The following is an 18,260-nucleotide window of genomic DNA, read 5'->3' as shown; positions in this document are numbered from 1 at the left end:
ACGAGACAGGGGAACACAGCAGATTCGGGGACGCATGCATATTTCCTTCCTGATACACAACGCGTACGGCATAGGGGGGACCATCCGGACGACGTACAACCTGGCCAACACCCTTGCCGAGCAGCACGACGTCGAGATCGTCTCGGTCTTCCGCCACCGGGACGAGCCGGCCTTCGCGCCCGATCCGCGCGTACGGCTGCGGCATCTCGTCGACGTCCGTGAGGGCGCCGGGGCACGCGACGGCGACGATCCCGACCTGAGCCGTCCCGCCAAGGTCTTCCCCCGCTCCGAGGGCCGCTACGAGCAGTACAGCGCGCTCACCGACCGGCGCATCGCCGAGCACCTGGCGAAGGTCGACGCCGACGTCGTGGTCGGCACCAGGCCCGGCCTGAACGTCCATCTGGCCCGCCAGACCCGCCGCGGTCCGCTCCGCGTCGGACAGGAGCACCTCACCCTCGACAGCCACTCCGCGGCCCTGCGCGCCCAGCTGCGCGGCGCCTACCCGCGGCTCGACGCCCTCACCACGACCACCGAGGCCGACGCCCGCGCCTACCGCGGCAGGATGCGGCTGCCCGGGGTCCGGGTGGAGGCCGTGCCCAACCCGGTGCCCGCCCCCGGCGTCGAGCCCGCGGACGGCTCGGGCAAGTGGGTCGTCGCGGCGGGACGGCTCGCCCCGGTGAAGCGGTACGACCTGCTCATCAGGGCCTTCGACCGGGTGCGCGCCCAGCGGCCGGACTGGCGCCTGCGGATCTACGGCGGCGGCCGGCAGCGGGACAAGCTGCGGACCCTGATCGACGAACTCGGCCTCTACAACCACGTGTACCTGATGGGCCCGGTCAACCCCATCGAACCGGAATGGGCCAAGGGATCCATCGCCGCCGTCACCTCCAGCCTGGAGTCGTTCGGCATGACGATCGTGGAGGCCATGCGCTGCGGTCTGCCCGTGGTGTCCACCGACTGCCCGCACGGTCCCGGCGAGATCATCGACAACGGTGTCGACGGCCGCCTGGTCGAGGTCGGCAACGTGGAGGCCATCGCCGCGGGACTCCTGGAACTGATCAACGACGACGGCCTGCGGCTGCGGATGGCCGACGCGGCGCTGAAGGACTCCGCGCGCTTCGACCCGGCCCGGATCGCCGAGCGCTACGAGTCGATCTTCGCCGGTCTCGCGGGCCGCGGCGGCTCCACCCTCGGGGGCCGGGTGCGCGGATCGCTGCACCGTACGCGCGGAGCGCTGCTCAGCGGTGCGTATGCCGTTCGGGATGCCGGACGCGTCGCCGCGACGAAGGGGCGCACCGCATGAGAACGCCGGCTCCGCAGACCACACCCCAGCGATCCGACGAGGACACCGCCATGCCGCCCCGTGCAGACTGCATCGCCGACTCCGCAGGCGGGCTCACCTTCGACGTGACGGAGACGGGAGAGCCGGGAGACGCGCTGCTGGTGCTGCGCCGCCGGGAGGGCACCGAGGAGGTCAGTCTGCCGCTGAGCCCGGCCGCGGACGGCCGGCTGCGCGCCGCCCTGCCCAGCGGCGTCGCCCTGCCCGAGGGCCGCTGGGACGCGTACGCCCAGGTCGCCGGGGGCGAACCGCGGCGCCTGACGCCGGGCGTCAACGACCTGCGCTCCCTCGTCGACCGGATGCCCAGCGGCTCCCTCGGCCACGTCGCGGTCCGCATCCCGTACGCGACCAAGCACGGCAACCTCACCGTCCGCAGCTGGCTGCGCGCACCGCACGCCGAGGCCGGTGAACTGCTGATAGAGAAGGACGAACTGACGGTGCGCGGCCGGGTGTTCGGCACCGCGCTCGGGCCCGACGCCCACGCCGAGCTGCGCCACCGGCACCCCGCGGGTTCCGTGGTGCGCGCCGAAGTACGCGCGGAGCAGGCCCGGTTCGCCCTCACCCTGCCGTACGGAGCACTGGCGCCCGGCATCTGGGATCTGTGGCTGCGGTCCGCGGGGGAGACCGGACCGCGGGTGCGGATCGCGCGGCTGCTCGACGACGTCGCCGACAAGAAGGGCATCTTCGCCTACCCCGCGGTGGAATTGGAGACGGAGCACGGCCCGGTGCAGGCCGGGCCCTACTACACCCGGGACAACGACCTGTCCGTCGCGGTCACCGCGGCCGGCTGAGCGTTGACCTGTGACAGCGAAGTTGGAGGGATTGCCACCGAAGTTGGACCAACGCTGTTCAGCGACGGAAGAGTTGGACCGATTGGGGTGGGTGCATGCTCGGTGCGGGTGCCTCGCTGGGGTGCTTCGCGGGGTCTTGGTATGTGATCGTGTGGTTGGCTTCTACCGTCGCGGGTGACGAGCCCGCCGAGGTGCGCGGGCGTTGAGGCGAGAGTGGGCGGAAGCGGTGCCGTCGTTGATGGCCGCGTTGCAGGCCAGAGCGGACAAGGCCCAGATGTGGGCCGGGCGGGACGGTGGCTGCGGGCCCACCGGATTTCCGGGAGGTCGGGCCGTCAGCTAACTAGGATTGGCCCATGACTAGTCGACGTCAGCTGATACTTCGCCTGTCACTGCCCCTGCCCCTGCTGTTGGCGTCCACGCTCTCCCTGGCGGCCTGCAGCTCGACGCCTTCCAAGGCCACGGTGGCGGCGCGCGAGTCTGCCAAGTCCGCCTGCGCCTCCCTGCAGCAGCTGACCGACCAACTCGCCCGCCCCCGGCCGTCAAATCTGACCGACCCCTACTACCAGACCGCCGAGCAGTACCTGAACACGGCGACCAACCGCGCCGCCGACGCGGCTCAACAGGACCACGGCTACCGGGAGTTCGCCGACACCCTGCACCGGGCGGCCGAGACCTGGCAGGTCACCTTCACGCTGGACGAGGCCGAGCCGCTGATCCAGCAGGCGCGGAAGGAGAAGTGCTGACGCTCTCGACGTGAACCTGGTCCGGTGCAGATCTCCATCTTCGCCGGCGTAAACAGCCGTCCGTCCGACTTCGATGACGAGCGGTCCAGCTTCGCTGTCACAGGTCGAGCGTCACGGGGCCCCGGTGCGGCGGGGCGCCCGGAGCTCCCTCGCGGACCGTCACTGTCCGCAAGGGCTGGCAGACTCGGCGCCATGTTGGAGACATCGGCACGACTGCTGCGTCTGCTGTCACTGCTGCAGGCCCACCGCGAGTGGTCGGGCGCCGACCTGGCGGACCGCCTCGGAGTCACGCCGAGGACCGTCCGCCGCGACGTGGACCGGCTGCGCGAGCTCGGTTACCCCGTCAACGCCAGCCCGGGCACGGGCGGCGGCTACCGGCTCGGCGCGGGCGCCGAACTGCCGCCCCTGCTGCTGGACGACGACGAGGCGGTGGCCGTGGCCGTCGGGCTGCGACAGGCCGCGGGACAGGCGATCGAGGGCATCGGCGAGACGTCCGTCCGCGCTCTCGCCAAGCTGGAACAGGTGCTGCCGCACCGGCTGCGCCGCCGCGTGGGCGCCCTGAACGCCTTCACCGTGCCGATGCTGCGCGGTCCTCAGGCCTCCGCCGTCGACCCCGCCGTGCTCACCGAACTCGCCCACGCCTGCCGGGACTGCGAGCGGCTGCGCTTCGACTACCTCGACCACGGCGGCACCCCGACGCGGCGCACGGCGGAGCCGCACCGCCTGGTCTGTTCCGAGCGCCGCTGGTACCTGTTCGCCTGGGACGTCGACCGCGCCGACTGGCGCACGTTCCGCGTGGACCGCATCACGCCCAGACCCCCGCACGGACCGCGCTTCACGCCCCGCACCCCGCCCGCCGGGGATCTGGCCGCCCACGTCTCCCGGGGCGTCTCCACGCGCGCGTACGCCTCCCACGCGGTCGTCCGGCTGCTCGTGCCGTTGGCGGAGGCCGCGGAACGCGTCTCACCGTCCGCCGGGACGCTGGAGGCGGAGAGCGAGCACAGCTGTCTGCTGCGCGCCGGGGCCGCCAGCATCGAGCTGATGGTCGTTCACGTGCTGATCATGGGCTTCCCGTTCGAGGTGCTCGAACCGGCCGAGCTGGTCGACGCGCTCAGGACGGCCCGGGACCGTCTGACGGCCGCTCTTGACCGAAGCGCAGCTGCGGGCTCTCCTCCTGCCCGGAGCGGGTCTGCGGGGGAGTGATCGCCGCGAACGCCGGGTGGTGCAGGTCGAAGGCCGGGGCCTCGGAGCGGATCCGGGGCAGCGCGACGAAGTTGTGCCGCGGCGGCGGACACGAGGTCGCCCACTCCAGCGAGCGCCCGAAACCCCAGGGGTCGTCCACGTCGACCGGGGTGCCGTACCTCGCCGTCTTCCAGACGTTGTAGAGGAACGGCAGCGTGGACATGCCGAGCAGGAGGGCGCCGACCGTCGAGACGGTGTTGAGGGCCGTGAAGCCGTCGGCGGCCAGATAGTCCGCGTACCGGCGCGGCATGCCCTCGGCGCCCAGCCAGTGCTGCACCAGGAACGTCGTGTGGAAACCCACGAACAGTGTCCAGAAGTGGATCTTCCCGAGGCGTTCGTCCAGCATCTTCCCGGTGAACTTGGGCCACCAGAAGTGGAAGCCGGCGAAGGTCGCGAAGACGACGGTGCCGAACACGACGTAGTGGAAGTGCGCGACGACGAAGTACGTGTCCGTGACGTGCAGGTCGAGGGGCGGCGACGCCAGGATCACCCCGGTCAGACCGCCGAACAGGAACGACACCAGGAAGCCCGTCGCCCACAGCATGGGCGTCTCGAAGGACAGCGACCCCCTCAGCATGGTCCCGGTCCAGTTGAAGAACTTGACGCCCGTCGGGACCGCGATCAGGAACGACATGAAGGAGAAGAACGGCAGCAGCACCGCGCCCGTCGCGAACATGTGGTGCGCCCACACGACCACCGAGAGACCGGTGATCGCCATCGTCGCGCCGACGAGCGTGAGATAGCCGAAGATCGGTTTCCTGCTGAAGACCGGGATGATCTCCGTGATGATCCCGAAGAACGGCAGCGCGATGATGTAGACCTCGGGATGCCCGAAGAACCAGAAGAGGTGCTGCCACAGCAGTGCGCCGCCGTTGGCCGCCTCGAACACCACCGATCCGAACCGCCGGTCCGCCTCCAGGACCAGCAGCGCCGCCGCGAGCACCGGGAACGCGAAGAGGACGAGGATCGAGGTGAAGAGGACGTTCCAGGTGAAGATCGGCAGCCGGAACATCGTCATCCCGGGGGCGCGCATCCCGACGATGGTGGTGATGAAGTTGACCGCGCCGAGGATGGTGCCGAAGCCGGCCAGCGCGAGCCCCATGATCCACAGGTCGGCGCCGATGCCCGGTGACCGCTCCAGGCTGTTGAGCGGAGCGTAGGCGAACCAGCCGAAGTCCGCCGGACCCTCGGGCACCGCGAGCGAGCCGAGGACGATCAGGCCGCCGAAGAGGAACAGCCAGTACGACAGCATGTTGAGCCGCGGGAACGCGACGTCCGGGGAGCCGATCTGCAACGGCATGATCTCGTTGGCGAAGCCCGCGAAGGTCGGGGTCGCGAAGAGCAGCAGCATGATCGTCCCGTGCAGGGTGAACAGCTGGTTGTACTCGTGGTTGTCCATCAGCTGCAGCCCCGGGCGGGCGAGCTCGGCGCGCATCAGCAGCGCCATGAGCCCGCCGACCAGGAAGAAGACGAAGGAGGTGATCAGGTAGAGGTGACCGATCTTCTTGTGATCGGTGGTGGTCAGCCAGTCCACGGCCAGCCGGCCCGGCCGCCTCGCCGGTACGGGTCGCGCCGCCGCCCGCGCGGTGTCCGTGCCCATCGCTCGCCCCTTCACTCGTCGCGCCCCGGGCCCTGCTGAAGCTGACGCAATGATGCTCGCGCCGCCCGGGCTCCGACAGAGGGCGCGCGGGGCTCTGTCCGGGAACCGCATATTGCCGGGCCGCCGCGGTTTCTCCGGGCGGCTTCGGATTCCGCTCGCGATGACGTCGCCGTACGCGCGTGTCAGGCCTTTCGGCGGTCAATTCGGAGCGTCGCGGGGCGCCTCGGGAATTGTCCGCGGTGGCTCGCCGGACACACACAGAACCCCTCGAAGGTGTGACGGAGGCGGGCCGAAACGCGTGTCGTGATCCTGTGACAGAAGCGTGACCGGAGAGGGACACGTGACGCATGGTGTCCGGTCCGGGCTTCCCCGGCCGCGGCGGGCCGCCTAACGTGGCGTCATGGCACCCATACCCACCACCCCGCCCGAAGAGCCCGAGGACAGCCCGGAGACCTACGTCGGGCTGGCGGCGAGCAGCGCCGAGGAACGGGCCAGGCAACGCGGCTGGTCCACGGTGCGCTCCCTGCCGCCCGGCTCGATCATCACCATGGAGTACCGCGTGGGCCGGCTGAACCTCGAGGTCACCGACGGCACGGTCACCCGCTGCTGGAAGGGCTGACCGCACCGCTCCCCGCACGGCGAAGGCCCCCGGCTCGTCAGGAACCGGGGGCCTTCGCCGTGCGGGGCGGCTGTGCGTACCGGCCCCGCCGTTCTGTGCTCAGCCGCCCGTCAGGGGGCGGGCCGAGGTGCCCGTCGTGCGCGGCACGCGGTCGGCGTGCGGCGGCCGGCGGCTGCCCACCGGCGTGACGGGTGTGCGCTCCGAGCGGGCGGAGTGCGGACCGGGAGCCAGATGGGCGGGCGTCCGGGGCGGCCGGGTGGCGGCCGTCGCGTGGGCCGGGGCCTGCCCGTCGTCGGCGGTCGGCCGCGTGACCATGACCGGCGCGCCGACCGGCGCCGGGGAGGCGGCCGGGACCGCGGTGCCGCGGCGGCTGCGCCAGGCGTCGCGCAGGGTGAAGATCCAGGCTTCGGCGCGGGCGATCAACGGCTCGAACCAGGGCAGCGCCAGCAGGATCAGCAGACCCGCGGCCCAGCCCAGGAGCACGTCGCTCAGCCAGTGCGTACCGAGGTAGACGGTGGTGAGTCCGACACCGAGCGAGGTCACCGCCGACAGCGCGGACAGCCAGCGCCTGGCGCGCGGGGTCGAAGCGAGGTAGGCCAGGATTCCCCAGGTCACCACGGCGTTCGCGGTGTGGCCCGAGGGAAATATGTCGCCGCCGAGGCCCATCTCGTTCGAACCGATGGTGATGGCGTAGTGCGGGCCGAGGCGGCCCATGCCGATCTTCGCGGCGCCGACCGTGATGTTCAGCAGGAGCAGGGACGCGCCGAGCGTGAGCAGCGGGCGCAGGGTGTGCTGCCGCCAGGAGCGCCAGCCGAGCCACGCGCAGACCATCACGGCGGTGGGGCCGCGCTGGCCGAGCACCACGTAGTAGTCGAGGAAGGCGTGGATCTCCGGCCACTGCTGGTACGGCCGGAAGAACATGACCTGCCAGTCGAAGCGGACCAGCCAGGACGTGATCGCGACGGCCCACACGATGGCCACGTAGAAGGCCAGGGTCGCGCTGAGGAGCACGACCCTGTGCCGGCTCATCCTCGGTACGGGGATGTGGGCCGGCCGTTCCGGCTCACGGTCCAGCCGGGCGAAGACCCGCTCCAGACGGGTGAGGTTTCGTTCGGTACGCACTCACTCGACGTTACAGCGAGTGAGCTGTGTTCCCGCGCGATTCACCGGCTTTGTGATGACGATGTGATGTGGGATTGCTCTCAACAGGGCGTTTATTGCTGCGGATTGCCTATTCGCAGCCTGGCTCGGCCTTCAATTCCTTTGATCATTCCTTGACGCTGTTTTGCGGCTCTTATGAATTCGTTCACCGGACGCTGGGGCGGAATTCCCCGCGTGCTCACCGGCGGCCGGGACCGCCGCCGCGCCCCTCGCGGTGACCGGGCCGGCACACCGCGTCGCTGACCTCGGGGAACGGCGGCATGCGGCGTGGCACACGCCACACGGTCGGCGCCGGAAACGTGAGAGGTCCGCCACGTGACACCCGGCGGAACTCGCGTACGCTGACCGTTCACTCGCCTTTCGTTGCGTGGGCCCGGGAGCCGCTCCTTCCGCGCCGCAGCCGCAGGGAGTCCCCACCCCGCGGTTTCCGCCGAGGCGAGGGAACATCTGGGAGGTACGAACATGTCCGGGACGACCACGGCCGCCGCGCGTCGCCGTCGGGAGGCCGGGGCCGGTGCCAACCGCTGGGTCGTCCTCGTGGTGCTGTGCGTCAGTCTGCTTCTCGTCGCCGTCGACGCCACCGTGCTGCACGTCGCGGTGCCGGCCGTCACCGAGGACCTCAGGCCCGGCGGGATCGAACTGCTCTGGATCGTCGACGTCTACCCGCTCGTCTGCGCCTCGCTCCTCATCCTCTTCGGCACGCTGGGTGACCGCGTCGGCCGCAGACGGATCCTGCTCCTCGGCTACGCCCTCTTCGGCGTCGCCTCCGCCGTCGCCGCCTTCGCCGACACCGCACAGGTACTGATCGCGGCCCGCGCCCTGCTCGGCGTCGGCGGCGCGATGATCATGCCCGCGACGCTGTCGATCCTGCGCCAGGTCTTTCCCGACCGGCGTGAGCGCGCGCTCGCGATCGGCATCTGGAGCGCGGTCGCCGCCGTTGGCGCGGCCGTGGGGCCCCTGCTCGGCGGCTTCCTCCTGGAGCACTTCTGGTGGGGCTCCGTCTTCCTGGTGAACATCCCGCTGATGCTGGTCAGCCTCCCGGTCGGCCGCCGGCTGCTGCCCGAGTCGACGGGTGACCGCGACGGTCCCTGGGATGTCGTGGGCGCCCTGATGGCGGCCGCGGGACTCTTCGGGGCCGTGTTCGGTGTGAAGCGGCTCGGTGGCGGGGAGCCGCCCCTCAGCCCGGTCACGCTGCTGCCGCTGCTGGTGGGCGGCGCGCTGCTGGCCGCCTTCGTACGACGGCAGCGGCGGCGCGAGAAACCGCTCGTCGACCTGCGGATGTTCGCCCGGCCCGCGTTCAGCACCTCGGTGGGCTGCATCGTCCTCGCCATGCTCGCGCTGGTCGGCCTGGAGCTGATCGCCGCGCAGTACCTCCAGCTCGTGCTGGACCTCTCACCGCTGGAGACCGGGCTGCGGCTGCTGCCGCTCACCGTCGCGGCGATGGCGGCGGGGCTGGCCGGGGCCAACCTGCTGCGGCGGTTCGGACCCCGCGCGATGGTCTGCGTCGGCTTCTGCGTGACCGCGGCCGCGGTGATCAGCCTCACCGCCATGGGTGAGCACGACAACACGGGCCTGCTGCTCCTCGGTTTCGTCCTGCTCGGCTTCGGCCTGGAGACCACACTCTTCGGCGCCTACGAGTCCATGCTCAGCGAGGCGCCTCCCGCGCAGGCCGGCGGGGCCGCCGCGATCGGCGAGACCTCGTACCAGCTGGGCGCAGGCATCGGCATCGCCCTGCTCGGCAGCGTCATGAACGCGGCGTACACCCCCGGACTGTCCTCGGTGCCCGGTGTCCCCGCCGCCGACTCCGCCGCGGCGGGGCACTCGCTGGGCGAGGCGTACGAGGTCGCGGCGCGGCTCGGCGGTCCCTCGGGTGCGGCCCTGCGGGACGCCGCGCGGGACTCGTTCGTGCACGGACTGCATGTGACCCTGCTGGTCAGTGCCGGGCTGCTGCTGCTCGGGGCGGTGATGGCGCTGCGGTTGCCGCGGGTCATGGAGTGCGGGGCGGCCGCGGCCGGGCCGACGGACGTGCCTTCGCCGCGTGAGGCCGCCGACGCGCGGACGTCCCGCGTGACCGCCTAGGGGTCCCGGGCCGTGAGCTCTGGACTTGCGGGGCGGGGGCTCGTAACGTCGGGCCCGACGTTTGGTTAACACTGCTAGTTTTCGCGTGCCGGAGGTTCTGCCATGACCGCGTCCTCGACGTTGCCGTCGTTCGACCCCGCCGATCCGCTGGGGATCGACGACCTCCTGGACGCGGAGGACCTGGCGATCCGCGACACCGTGCGCACCTGGGCGGCGGACCGGGTGCTGCCGTACGTGGCCGAGTGGTACGAGAAGGGGGAGCTGCCGGGCATCCGCGAGCTGGCCCGGGAACTGGGCGGGATCGGGGCGCTCGGGATGTCGCTCCAGGGGTACGGCTGCGCGGGGGCGAGCGCCGTGCAGTACGGCCTCGCCTGTCTGGAACTGGAGGCCGCCGACTCCGGCATCCGCTCGCTCGTCTCCGTGCAGGGCTCCCTCGCCATGTACGCGATCCACCGCTTCGGGTCCGAGGAGCACAAGGAGCGATGGCTGCCCCCGATGGCGGCCGGCGAGGTCATCGGGTGCTTCGGGCTGACCGAACCGGACCACGGCTCCGACCCGGCCGGCATGCGGACCCACGCCAGGCGCGACGGCGGGGACTGGGTGCTCAACGGGCGAAAGATGTGGATCACCAATGGATCGGTCGCCGGGGTCGCCGTCGTGTGGGCGCAGACAGACGACGGGATCCGCGGCTTCGTGGTGCCCACCGGCACGCCCGGCTTCTCGGCGCCGGAGATCAAGCACAAGTGGTCGCTGCGGGCGTCCGTCACCAGCGAACTGGTCCTCGACGACGTACGGCTGCCCGCCGACGCCGTGCTGCCCGAGGTCACCGGGCTGAAGGGGCCGCTCAGCTGCCTCTCGCACGCGCGCTACGGAATCGTGTGGGGCTCGATGGGCGCCGCGCGGTCCAGTTTCGAGTCCGCCCTCGCGTACGCGAGGACGCGCGAGCAGTTCGGCCGGCCCATCGGCGGCTTCCAGCTCACCCAGGCCAAGCTCGCCGACATGGCGGTCGAGCTGCACAAGGGGATCCTGCTCGCCCATCACCTGGGACGGCGCATGGACGCCGGACGGCTGCGCCCCGAGCAGGTCAGCTTCGGCAAGCTGAACAACGTGAGAGAGGCGATCGAGATCTGCCGTACGGCGCGGACGATCCTCGGCGCCAACGGGATCTCGCTCGAGTACCCAGTGATGCGGCACGCGACGAACCTGGAGTCGGTGCTCACCTACGAAGGCACCGTGGAGATGCATCAGCTCGTGCTGGGCAAGGCGCTCACCGGTCTCGACGCCTTCCGGTGAACCCGGTCCCCGTGACCGGCGCGCCGGAAGGCGGTGCCGGTGAGCGGCCCTGCCCTAGCTCTGGTTGAAGAAGCCGTCCGCCGGACGGCCCGCGGCCTCACCGCTCACGATCTCCGTGTGGGCGGGAGTCAGCAGGAAGACCCGGTTGGCGACCCGCTCGATCGTGCCCCGCAGGCCGAAGGTCAGGCCGGCCGCGAAGTCCACCACGCGCTTGGCGTCGGCGGGCTCCATGGACGTGAGGTTCATGATGACCGGGACTCCGTCCCGGAAGAGCTCCCCGATGCCGCGGGCGTCCCGGAAGCTGTCCGGGGTCACCGTGCCGATCCGGCGGCCCTTCTCCTCGGCCGTCTCGGAAGCGACCTTGACGCGCGGGTCGGTGACCCAGGCATCGCCGGACTCCTGTCCTTCGGCGTAGTCGTCGTCGTAGTAGCGCTCGTCATCGTTGTCGTCGACGAGGCCAAGCCAGGCACTCGCCTTGCGCACCGATCCCATGGACGCCTCCTCTCACAGCGGTCTTTATTGCTTTCCGCATCCCCATGGTCGTCCATGATGCGGATGTCGCGCCAAGTGGATAGACGCCGTGCGGGGGTTTCGTGACGGTACTGGTGCACAGCGAATCCGTCGAGAGCCCACGTTTCCCAAGGGTCGTGATGTAAACAGCTGCTGACTAGGAGTGAAATATGATTCTTCACGGCGTACGGGTGACGGAGGGTGCGTACGGGTGAACGACGGGGGCGGATACGATGCCGCAGCTCAACGTCGTACGAGGCACGGGGGAACGTCATGTTCGGAATCGTCCGGCCCTGCAGGCATCGCCTGACAGAGGGTCTGAGAAGCCAGTGGATGGCGCATTTGTGCGGGCTCTGCCTTGCGCTGCGCGGGGACCACGGTCAGTTCGCCAGAGTCGTCACCAACTACGACGGACTGCTGATATCGGTGCTGACGGAGGCTCAGGCCGAGCGCGCCACGGGATGGCGGCGCACCGCGGGGCCCTGTCCGCTGCGCGGAATGCGCACGGCGTCCGTCGCACAGGGTGAGGGAGCACGGCTCGCGGCGGCCGTCTCCCTGGTACTGGCCGCGGCCAAGGTGCGTGACCATGTCGCGGACGGTGACGGACTTTTGGCACGCAAGCCCGTGGCGCTCGCCGCACGCAGGGTCGCCGCGGGCTGGGGCAGGGCCGGCGCGCGCAGCGGTTCGGCCGTCGGCTTCGACACCGCCGTCCTCGTCGACGCCGTCGACCGTCAGGTCGGCATCGAGGCACTCGCGGGGCCCGGGACGCCGCTGCTCACCGTCACCGAACCGACCGAGACCGCGACCGCCGCCGCCTTCGCGCACACCGCCGTCCTCGCCGGCCGGCCCGGCAACGCGGCGCCCCTGGCCGAGGCGGGGCGCCTCTTCGGGCGGCTCGCGCATCTGCTGGACGCCGTGGAGGACCGGGAAACTGACGCCGCGTCGGGTGCGTGGAACCCGCTGACGGCCACGGGGACGCCGCTCACCGAGGCACGACGGCTCGCCGACGACGCGCTGCACGGGATCCGGCTCGCGCTGCGCGAGGTCGAGTTCACCGACGCCAGGCTGGCCCACGAGCTGCTCGCGCACGAGCTGGCGCGGTCGGTGGACCGCGCCTTCGGGACGGCCGGCTGCGGTCACGCGTCCGGAGACCCCGGCGGGACGGACGGTTCGTTCGGACCGCCGCCGCAGCGGGGCCCGCACGGACCGTACGACACACGGAATCCGTACAACCCCGGCAACCCCTTCGGCGGCGGGCCCTCGCTCCCGCCGCCGGGACCGGGCAGGCGCGGCCTGCTGACCGGGTGCGCCGTGGCGATCGGTCTGTGCTGCACCTGCAAGGTGTGCTGCGCCGACGAGTACGAGGGGCCGTGGTCGCGGCAGCGGCGCGAGGGCTGGTGCAGCAACTGCGACGGCTGCGACTGCTGTGACTGCTGCGAGGGCTGCTCGTGCTGCGAGTGCTGCTCCTGCGACTGCTGACGCGTGAGACCCCCTCCGGGTGACCGGAGGGGGTCTCGTCGCCCGCGTCGGGCCTGGAAGCGACGATTCAGCAGCTGCGAGGACGGGAACCCGGGTACGCCGCGTGCTCAGCCCTCGGTCTACCGATCTCAGTCCTTGATCTCCGGCGGCGATATCCGCGACTTCTCGATGCCCGAGCCGGTCGTCCCCCACTTCTTGAGAATCTTCTGGTAGGTCCCGTCGGCGATGAGCCGGTTCACCGCGGCCTGGAAGGCGGGCGCCAGCTTCGTGTCCTTCTTGAACGCGAAGCCGACGTCCAGCCGGTGGAACTCGTTGAGGAACTTCACGCCCTTCTGATGGGCGACCGCGTAGCGCAGACCGTTGATGGTGCTCATCACGACGTCGCTGCGCCCCTGTTGCAGGGAGGACCAGATCGCCCCCTGCTCGCTGTAGGTCTGCACCTTGTACGCCTTCTCGCCCGCGTCCGTGCAGAGCTTCCTGTTCTGCTCCAGGGTCGTCTCGAAGGTGGTGCCCGCGCTCGTCGCGACGTTCAGTCCGCAGAGCTGCTTCAGGTCGGTGACCTTCCCGAGTTCACTGTCCTCGCGGGTGGCGAAGCCCTGGCCGTCGTTGACGTAGGTGACGAAATCGATCGTCCTGCGGCGTTCGTCGGTCACCCCGAAGTTGCTCGCCCCGAAGTCGTACTTGCCGCTGTCGAGCGCCGGCAGGATCGCCTCGAAGCTCGCGGCCTCGTGCTTCAGCTTGATGCCGAGTGTCCTTGCGACCGCGTTCGCGAAGTCGACGTCCTGGCCGGACAGGGTCTTGCCGTCCTCCAGGTAGGAGGTGCCCGGCGGCTGGCCGGAGACGCTGATCGCGACGGTGAGGCTGTCGACGCCGGACGGAAGCAGCCTGGCCGCCGCCGGGTCCTTCGTGACGGACGAGACGACGTCCGTCGTCGGGATCGTGCCGCTGTCGGCCGCGGCCTCGGCGTCGCCGCCGGCACCCGCGCCGGCCGGGTCGCCGGAACCGCACGCCGTCAGCAGCAGTGCCGCGGAGGTGATCAGGGCGAAGGGGAGGAAGAGGTGCCGGCGGGGTTGCGCGGACGTACTCATGGCGTACGGATCTCCTGAACTGGCAGATGGCACTTGGGTGTTGGGGCGCCTGGGCGCGGGCGGCCGGCCGGGCTCGCCGGCCGGCGTGCGGGCAGGCGGGCAGCACGGCTGACCGTTCAGAAAGGGTGCAGGCGCGAGGGGAGGCGCCGGGTACGCGTGTGAAGGCGTCGGTGGACGGCGCTCAGGCGCCGGAAAAACGCAGAGGGCGCCCAGGAGAGAGGGCGCCGGCGGTCAGCTCAACAGGACGAGGACCACACTCGACCGAAGTCGATGTGGGAGCGCGTGACCAGCCACTGCTGCGAATGCATGGGCCCAAGTGGAACAGGCATCCGTTTCCGCGTCAACCGGCCTGAGACGTACCGCTCACAGTGTGGACAGCCTTGACAGCGGGGGGAAATGCCCCCGTACTCTCGGCGCACGGCCCTGCTGAGGGGCTCGGCCGTGCGGCGCCCTCGCGGCGCCCGAGTGACCTTGTGTGAAGGCATCACCCGTGTTCGACTCGACGCATCACGGAGCCTTCGCATGTCCTCCGACACCCTCACCCAGGTGGCCGCACCGCACAGAGCGGCGCCCCCGCGCATCGTCCCGCGACGCCGCCCCGGTCAGTGGGCGGCCGCCGTCGCCGTCCTGGTCCTGCTCGGGCTCGCACTCAACTCCGTCGCCCGCAACGACGCGTTCCAGTGGGACGTCGTCGGCGACTACTTCACCTCGGCCTCCGTACTGCGCGGCCTCGGCCTCACCCTCTGGCTGACCGCGCTCGTGATGGCGCTCGGTTTCGCGCTGGGCACCCTGCTGGCGGCGGGCCGGCTGTCCGCGAACCCCGTGCTGCGCTCGGTGAGTTGGGGGTACGTCTGGCTCTTCCGGTCGATGCCGATCCTGGTGCAGCTGCTGTTCTGGTTCAACATCGGTGCGCTGTACCCGCACATCCTCGGCGTGCGGACGGTCGATCTGCTGGGCCCGGTCACCGTCGCGATCGTCGGCCTCACCCTGCACGAGGCGGCCTACGCGGCCGAGGTGGTGCGCGGCGGCATCCTCTCCGTCGACCGCGGGCAGATCGAGGCCGCGCAGGCGCTGGGCCTGAGCCGGTGGCGGCGCTGGTGGAAGATCGTGCTGCCGCAGGCGATGCGCGCCATCGTGCCGCCCGCCGGGAACATGCTGATCGGCACCCTCAAAGGCACCTCCATCGTCAGCGTCATCGCCGTACAGGACCTGCTCTACTCGGTGCAGCTGGTCTACCACCGCACCTACCAGGTCATGCCCCTGCTGATGGTGGCCACCCTCTGGTACGTCGTCGTCACCTCGGTGCTCGGTGTCGGCCAGTACTACGTGGAGAAGCACTACGCCCGCGGTTCGGAGCGTGTCCGATGAGCGCCCAGGACCCTGCGGCGCGCCCGTCCCTCGTCATCGTCGGTGCCGGACCCCGCGGAACCGGACTGCTGGAGCGGATCGCCGCCAACGCGCCCGAGCTGTACGCCGGTTCGGAACTCGACATCCATCTGGTCGACCCTTATCCGCCGGGCGGCGGACGCATCTGGCGGGAGGAGCAGTCGCCGCTGCTCTGGATGAACTCGCAGGCCCAGGACGTCACGATGTACACCGACGAGACCGTCGCCATGGCGGGACCCGTCCGCGAGGGGCCCACGCTGCACGAGTGGGCCGGCATCGACGGACGGACCTTCGCCGGCCGGCGGCGGCAGGGCGCGTACCTGCGCTGGGTGTTCGAGCAGGCCGTGGCCGCCCTGCCGCCGGGAATCCACGTCCACCACCACCCGCGGCGGGCCGTACGCGTCGACGGCCCGCGCGAGGGCCGCCAGCAGGTGTGGCTGGCGGGCCGGGACCGCCCGCTCCCGGCCGACGTCGTCGTCCTCGCCCTGGGCCACCTCGATGCCGAACTGGACCCTGAACAGAGCGCGTTGTCGGCCTACGCACACGACCACGGACTGGTCCACCTGCCGCCGGACTTCACCGCCGACAGCGATCTGTCCGCCCTCGCGCCCGGCGAGCCCGTCCTCGTGCGCGGCTTCGGGCTGGCCTTCGTCGACCTGGTCGTGCTGCTCACCGAGGGGCGTGGCGGGCGGTTCGAGCGGGGGGAGTACGTGCCGTCCGGGCGCGAGCCGGTCCTGCACGTCGGCTCCCGGCGCGGTGTCCCCTACCACTCCAAGATCGGCTACGCCTGGGAGGGGGAACGCCCGCCGCTGCCGCGCTTCCTGGGCCCCGCCGAGATCGACGGACTCCTCGCGCGCCCGGCAGGATTCGACTTCCGCCGGGACGTGTGGCCGCTGGTCGAGAAGGAACTGGGGTTCGCGCACTACCACCGGCTGTTCACGGCCCACCCCGACAGGACCCGGATGGCCTGGACGGACTTCGAGGAGAAGTACGCGGCCGGGGACGGCGCCGGGATCAGCGCTCTGGTGGCGTCCGCCGTACCCGATCCCGCCGACCGGCTGGACCTCGCCGCCCTCGACCGTCCGCTCGACGGGGTGCGGTACTCCTCGCCCGAGGAGTTCCAGGACGGACTGCGCACCTACATCGAAGAGGACCTGACGCGGCGTCACGACGCTGCGCACAGCCCGGACCTGGCCGTCTTCCTCGGGCTGCTCTCCGTCTACGGTCAGCTGGTCCGGCTCGGTGACATCGGCTCCTGGTGGCACGGCTTCTTCAGCCACCTGGCGTCCGGGCCGCCCGGGCCCCGGCTCCGGCAGCTGCTCGCCCTGTCCCGGGCCGGGATCCTCTCCTTCGTGGGCGCGGACATGACCGTCGTCGCCGAGGACGGTGTCTTCCGGGCGCGCAGCGCCACCGTGCCGGGCTCGGTGACCGAGGCCCGCGCGCTGGTCGAGGCGCGGCTGCCGCATCCCACGGCCGAGCGCACGGGTGACTCCCTGCTGCGTGCGCTGTACGCCGAGGGGGCCGCTGCGACCCCCGAGGGGCTGCTCGCCGTGCACCCCGGCGACGGCCGGATCCTGGACCGCTCGGGCACCCCGCACCCCCGGCGCTTCGCGCTCGGCCCGCACACCGACGCCCGGGGCTCGGGCGCCTTCACCCGGCCGCGTACCGGCGGTCCCGCCTTCCGGCAGAACGACGCCGCCGCCCGCGCCGCGCTGGCGTTCCTGCGCGCCCTGTCCTGTCGCGTCGCCGCCTGACTGCGCCGCCGACCGGGACGCCGCGTCCCTGAGGTTCCGAGGCCCGTCCGTACCGGACGCCCCTGACGGGGTGGTACCCGCACGGCGCCCGCCCGCCGGTCCCGCGCAGTCCTACGAACGCCCCGGGACCAGCCGCTCCCGCGGCCGAGGGCGTGCTCGCCCGGCTCCTTGGCCGACGGCACGCCAGGCCGGCCCGGCCCCTCGCCCGAAGCTCCGCCCACGTCCACCACGTCCGAGGAACCCATGTCCCTGACCAGCGATCCACCCCGTCCGTCCCTTGCCGCCCCGGCTGCCGAGCCGGACGATCCCGGCACGCTCGAGGTCGTGCCCGTGCGCCACCCCTGGCGCTGGGCCGCCGTCGTCGTGACCGCCGTGCTGCTCGCCCAGTTCGTGCACGGGCTCGCCACCAACTCCGGCTGGGAGTGGGAGGTGTTCGCCGAGTTCTTCACGGCCGACGTGGTCCTCAAGGCGGTCTGGGTCACTCTGCAACTGACCTTCTACGGAACGGCGCTGGGGTTCGCGCTCGGCATCGTGCTCGCCTTCATGCGGCTGTCGGCCAGCCCGTTCCTGAAGGCCGTGGCCTTCGCCTACATCTGGGCGTTCCGCTCCATCCCGCTCATCGTGCAGCTGCTCTTCTGGTTCAACCTGGCCTACCTGTACAAGGAGCTGCAGTTCGGCATCCCGTTCGGGCCCGGCTTCTTCTCCTTCGACACGATGGGGCTGGTCGGGGCGATGAGCGCGGCCGTGCTCGGGCTCGCCCTGCACCAGGCGGCGTACGCGGCCGAGATCGTCCGGGGCGGCGTGCTGGCCGTCGACGGCGGCCAGTTGGAGGCGGCCGCCGCCCTCGGTATCCCGCGGCTCCGGCAGATCCGGCGGATCGTCCTGCCGCAGGCCATGCGCTCGATCCTGCCGAACGCGGCCAACGAGGTGATCTCCCTCTTCAAGGGCACCTCGATCGTCTCGGTGATGGCGATCGGCGAACTCTTCTACCAGGTTCAGGTGATCTACGGACGCAACGGCCGGGTCGTCCCGCTGCTCATGGTCGCCACCGCCTGGTACATCCTCCTGACCACGGCGCTCTCGATCCTCCAGCACTACGTCGAACGTCACTTCGCGAAAGGAACCGCCCGATGAGCGCGCCCGCCAAGTCCGCCGGCACCCCCGCCGGTCCGGACA

At 71.2% G+C, this 18,260-nt stretch carries 15 protein-coding genes; 11 read left to right on the top strand and 4 right to left on the bottom strand.

Annotated features, from left to right (window positions below; genetic code table 11):
• Positions 1-34 precede the first annotated feature (34 nt).
• The 4 genes from ACFYP4_RS28420 (at position 35) to ACFYP4_RS28405 (ending at position 4,076) form a co-directional block, all read left to right on the top strand.
• On the top strand, positions 35-1,303 hold the full coding sequence (locus ACFYP4_RS28420; protein WP_358854136.1) for a glycosyltransferase family 4 protein: 1,269 nt from the start codon (positions 35-37) through the stop codon (positions 1,301-1,303).
• Entirely contained in the window at positions 1,300-2,130 is an 831-nt protein-coding gene (locus ACFYP4_RS28415) for a hypothetical protein (protein ID WP_388789138.1), read from the top strand. The genes ACFYP4_RS28420 and ACFYP4_RS28415 overlap by 4 nt, the downstream gene beginning before the upstream one ends.
• A gap of 353 nt (positions 2,131-2,483) precedes the next feature.
• Entirely contained in the window at positions 2,484-2,873 is a 390-nt protein-coding gene (locus ACFYP4_RS28410; RefSeq protein WP_358854138.1) for a hypothetical protein, read from the top strand.
• 192 nt (positions 2,874-3,065) lie between these two features.
• Entirely contained in the window at positions 3,066-4,076 is a 1,011-nt protein-coding gene (locus ACFYP4_RS28405; RefSeq protein ID WP_358854139.1) for a YafY family protein, read from the top strand.
• Here the strand turns inward: ACFYP4_RS28405 and ctaD are convergent.
• Positions 3,985-5,715 (bottom strand): cytochrome c oxidase subunit I, encoded by a 1,731-nt coding sequence (ctaD, locus tag ACFYP4_RS28400; protein WP_358854140.1) that lies wholly within the window; start codon positions 5,713-5,715, stop codon positions 3,985-3,987. The two genes, ACFYP4_RS28405 and ctaD, sit on opposite strands and share 92 nt — an antisense overlap.
• Before the next feature lie 400 nt (positions 5,716-6,115).
• Here ctaD and ACFYP4_RS28395 point away from each other — a divergent pair, with 400 nt between their 5' ends.
• Entirely contained in the window at positions 6,116-6,334 is a 219-nt protein-coding gene (locus ACFYP4_RS28395; protein WP_358854141.1) for an I78 family peptidase inhibitor, read from the top strand.
• Between the two features lie 99 nt (positions 6,335-6,433).
• Here ACFYP4_RS28395 and ACFYP4_RS28390 read toward each other — a convergent pair whose 3' ends face one another.
• Positions 6,434-7,456, bottom strand: coding sequence for a phosphatase PAP2 family protein (locus ACFYP4_RS28390; protein ID WP_358855596.1), 1,023 nt, complete (start codon positions 7,454-7,456; stop codon positions 6,434-6,436).
• Positions 7,457-7,957: 501 nt separating this feature from the next.
• On the opposite strand from ACFYP4_RS28390, the gene ACFYP4_RS28385 reads away from it, so the two are divergent.
• Both ACFYP4_RS28385 and ACFYP4_RS28380 read left to right on the top strand, forming a co-directional pair.
• Complete coding sequence (locus ACFYP4_RS28385) at positions 7,958-9,574, top strand: MFS transporter (protein WP_388789133.1); 1,617 nt, start codon at positions 7,958-7,960, stop codon at positions 9,572-9,574.
• 102 nt (positions 9,575-9,676) lie between these two features.
• Positions 9,677-10,867, top strand: coding sequence for an acyl-CoA dehydrogenase family protein (locus ACFYP4_RS28380; protein ID WP_358855598.1), 1,191 nt, complete (start codon positions 9,677-9,679; stop codon positions 10,865-10,867).
• Between the two features lie 54 nt (positions 10,868-10,921).
• Here ACFYP4_RS28380 and ACFYP4_RS28375 read toward each other — a convergent pair whose 3' ends face one another.
• Positions 10,922-11,359, bottom strand: coding sequence for a cell division protein SepF (locus tag ACFYP4_RS28375; protein ID WP_355793185.1), 438 nt, complete (start codon positions 11,357-11,359; stop codon positions 10,922-10,924).
• Between the two features lie 291 nt (positions 11,360-11,650).
• On the opposite strand from ACFYP4_RS28375, the gene ACFYP4_RS28370 reads away from it, so the two are divergent.
• Positions 11,651-12,856, top strand: a complete 1,206-nt coding sequence (locus ACFYP4_RS28370) for a DUF5685 family protein (protein WP_358855599.1) — start codon at positions 11,651-11,653, stop codon at positions 12,854-12,856.
• Positions 12,857-12,984: 128 nt separating this feature from the next.
• On the opposite strand, the gene ACFYP4_RS28365 is transcribed toward ACFYP4_RS28370, so the two are convergent.
• A complete protein-coding gene (locus tag ACFYP4_RS28365) occupies positions 12,985-13,944 on the bottom strand; it encodes an ABC transporter substrate-binding protein (protein WP_358855600.1) in 960 nt (319 codons plus the stop codon).
• A 522-nt stretch (positions 13,945-14,466) separates the two neighbouring features.
• Here ACFYP4_RS28365 and ACFYP4_RS28360 point away from each other — a divergent pair.
• From ACFYP4_RS28360 to ACFYP4_RS28350, 3 genes are all read left to right on the top strand, one after another.
• Positions 14,467-15,312 carry an amino acid ABC transporter permease gene (locus ACFYP4_RS28360; protein WP_358855601.1) on the top strand — a complete coding sequence of 282 codons (846 nt, stop codon included), beginning with the start codon at positions 14,467-14,469 and terminating at the stop codon, positions 15,310-15,312.
• Positions 15,309-17,084: an FAD/NAD(P)-binding protein gene (locus ACFYP4_RS28355; protein WP_388789128.1), complete on the top strand. Its 1,776-nt coding sequence runs from the start codon at positions 15,309-15,311 to the stop codon at positions 17,082-17,084. Before ACFYP4_RS28360 ends, ACFYP4_RS28355 begins: the two co-directional genes overlap by 4 nt.
• A 243-nt stretch (positions 17,085-17,327) precedes the next feature.
• A complete protein-coding gene (locus ACFYP4_RS28350) occupies positions 17,328-18,218 on the top strand; it encodes an amino acid ABC transporter permease (protein ID WP_358855603.1) in 891 nt (296 codons plus the stop codon).
• Positions 18,219-18,260: the final 42 nt, after the last annotated feature.

Origin of the sequence: Streptomyces sp. NPDC005551 (genome assembly GCF_042871785.1) — a bacterium.
GTDB lineage: Bacteria > Actinomycetota > Actinomycetes > Streptomycetales > Streptomycetaceae > Streptomyces.
This window is presented reverse-complemented; position numbering and strand designations above follow the sequence as displayed.

Coding starts and splice junctions, on each gene's coding strand:
- ACFYP4_RS28380 (WP_358855598.1), top strand. CDS start 9,677: ATGACCGCGTCCTCGACGTTGCCGTCGTTCGACCCCGCCGATCCGCTG.
- ACFYP4_RS28365 (WP_358855600.1), bottom strand. CDS start 13,944: ATGAGTACGTCCGCGCAACCCCGCCGGCACCTCTTCCTCCCCTTCGCC.
- ACFYP4_RS28350 (WP_358855603.1), top strand. CDS start 17,328: ATGTCCCTGACCAGCGATCCACCCCGTCCGTCCCTTGCCGCCCCGGCT.
- ACFYP4_RS28355 (WP_388789128.1), top strand. CDS start 15,309: ATGAGCGCCCAGGACCCTGCGGCGCGCCCGTCCCTCGTCATCGTCGGT.
- ACFYP4_RS28415 (WP_388789138.1), top strand. CDS start 1,300: ATGAGAACGCCGGCTCCGCAGACCACACCCCAGCGATCCGACGAGGAC.
- ACFYP4_RS28420 (WP_358854136.1), top strand. CDS start 35: ATGCATATTTCCTTCCTGATACACAACGCGTACGGCATAGGGGGGACC.
- ACFYP4_RS28395 (WP_358854141.1), top strand. CDS start 6,116: ATGGCACCCATACCCACCACCCCGCCCGAAGAGCCCGAGGACAGCCCG.
- ACFYP4_RS28375 (WP_355793185.1), bottom strand. CDS start 11,359: ATGGGATCGGTGCGCAAGGCGAGTGCCTGGCTTGGCCTCGTCGACGAC.
- ACFYP4_RS28385 (WP_388789133.1), top strand. CDS start 7,958: ATGTCCGGGACGACCACGGCCGCCGCGCGTCGCCGTCGGGAGGCCGGG.
- ACFYP4_RS28410 (WP_358854138.1), top strand. CDS start 2,484: ATGACTAGTCGACGTCAGCTGATACTTCGCCTGTCACTGCCCCTGCCC.
- ACFYP4_RS28360 (WP_358855601.1), top strand. CDS start 14,467: ATGTCCTCCGACACCCTCACCCAGGTGGCCGCACCGCACAGAGCGGCG.
- ACFYP4_RS28370 (WP_358855599.1), top strand. CDS start 11,651: ATGTTCGGAATCGTCCGGCCCTGCAGGCATCGCCTGACAGAGGGTCTG.
- ctaD (WP_358854140.1), bottom strand. CDS start 5,715: ATGGGCACGGACACCGCGCGGGCGGCGGCGCGACCCGTACCGGCGAGG.
- ACFYP4_RS28405 (WP_358854139.1), top strand. CDS start 3,066: ATGTTGGAGACATCGGCACGACTGCTGCGTCTGCTGTCACTGCTGCAG.